At 60.2% G+C, this 1,152-nt stretch carries 1 protein-coding gene; it reads left to right on the top strand.

Going from position 1 to position 1,152, the window contains the following annotated elements; all coding sequences use genetic code 11:
• The first annotated feature begins 72 nt into the window (after window positions 1–72).
• Window positions 73–1,152, top strand: coding sequence for an IS630 family transposase (locus GGQ62_RS15985; RefSeq protein ID WP_167649717.1), 1,080 nt, complete (start codon window positions 73–75; stop codon window positions 1,150–1,152).

Raw genomic sequence — 1,152 nt, 5'->3', positions numbered from 1 at the left:
CTAGTGGATATCGCCTGACGGATGAGTCCGTTTTAGGATTCCCAGCGTCGCCTGGCCGTGCGATTCAGGATCATGCGAACCGGGATCAAATTCGACGTATCGCCGCCTGACCGGCTTCGGCTTGAGCGGGTTATTAATGATCGGAATGCTGCGCAAAAGCATGCGTGGCGGGCCTCGATCATCTTGTTGTCCGCCGATGGCGTGGGGACCGCGGCGATCATGCGGCAGACTGGCAAATCGAAGACCTGTGTCTGGCGGTGGCAGGAGCGCTACATGGCAACCGGTATCGACGGCCTGTTGCGCGACAAGACCCGGCCGTCGCGTATCGCGCCTTTGAAGCCGGCAGTTATCAATAGCGTGGTGGCGCTGACGCTGACCGATCCGCCTGGCGAGACGACGCACTGGACCGCCGCCATGATGGCCACCGCGAGCAAGATCAGCGCCAGCGCGGTACGCCGCATCTGGAAATCGCATGGGCTGCAACCGCACCGGTATCGGCAGTTCAAGCTGTCGAATGATCCCAAATTTGCCGAGAAGCTCCACGATGTCGTGGGGCTGTATGTCGATCCGCCGGCGCACGCCATCGTGCTGTCGTTCGACGAGAAGAGCCAGATACAGGCGCTGGACCGAACGCAGCCAGGCTTGCCCCTGAAGAAAGGCCGGCTCGGCACGATGACCCATGATTACAAGCGCAACGGCACTACCACCCTGTTCGCCGCGCTCAATATCCTCGATGGCACCGTGATCGGGCGCAATATGCAGAAGCACCGGCACCAGGAGTTCATCCGCTTCTTGAACGCCATCAACGCCAGCGTCCCCAGCGACAAGGCGGTGCATGTCATCCTCGACAATTACGCCGCCCACAAACATGCCAAGGTCCGCGAGTGGCTCGATCGCCATCCCCGCTTCACCTTCCACTTCACGCCGACGTCCTGTTCCTGGCTCAATGCCATCGAAGGCTTCTTTGCCAAGCTGACAAAGCGACGATTGCAGCGTGGCGTCTTCCACTCCGTCGTCGACCTTCAGGCCGCCATCAATCGCTTCGTCGCCGAGCAAAATGCCAACCCGAAACCCTTCCTCTGGACCGCGGATCCAGACAAAATCATCGCCGCCGTCAAAAGAGGGCACCAAGCGTTAGATTCTGTCCACTAG

The sequence above is a fragment of the Polymorphobacter fuscus genome (assembly GCF_011927825.1).
Lineage (GTDB): Bacteria > Pseudomonadota > Alphaproteobacteria > Sphingomonadales > Sphingomonadaceae > Sandarakinorhabdus > Sandarakinorhabdus fusca.
This window is presented reverse-complemented; position numbering and strand designations above follow the sequence as displayed.

What these genes read in the sequence shown, in the direction of transcription:
- GGQ62_RS15985 (WP_167649717.1), top strand. Translation starts at nt 73, where the DNA reads ATGCGAACCGGGATCAAATTCGACGTATCGCCGCCTGACCGGCTTCGG.